Raw genomic sequence first — 459 nt, forward strand, 5'->3', positions numbered from 1 at the left:
TCACTACTACTGGAGGAGATTGTCCAGCGCGAGAGTTGACGTGCCTGTGTCAGGGGAGTACGCCGTGGACGAGACCAGGGTAATCCTGGTTAAGGGCGTGGTGTACTACCTGTGGGTCGTGAGGGACCTCAACACGGGCGTTATACCCTTCTTCACGCTGAGGCCAGGTCAGGTCTGGACGTGCTGGTCCTGGTAGGGGGAGTGAGGGAGGTTGAGCTGAGGGTGAGGGGCGAGGTGCTCAGGGCCAGGTACGTCCACGACGGCCTGTCCTAGTAGTTTTGATTAATTTTTATCCTCTAGCATGGGCACTGTCCGGAGAACGCTGGATAAAAACTTACACAAAGTACTACCGCGTACAACTTCCTCTCCATGGCAGGGGTCCAACACGAGCACATCACCTTCGGGGTGAGGAACAGGGTTGAACAGGTCTTCAGGACTGTGAAGCACAGGTTGTCAGGG

General features: G+C 56.2%; 1 pseudogene. It reads left to right on the forward strand.

The annotated features are described in order from the left end of the window. A pseudogene (locus L3N51_RS12790) lies at positions 1–459 on the forward strand (hypothetical protein); the annotation flags it as partial.

The organism is Metallosphaera javensis (ex Hofmann et al. 2022) (genome assembly GCF_022064045.1).
In the GTDB taxonomy this organism is placed as follows: Archaea; Thermoproteota; Thermoprotei_A; order Sulfolobales; family Sulfolobaceae; genus Metallosphaera; species Metallosphaera javensis.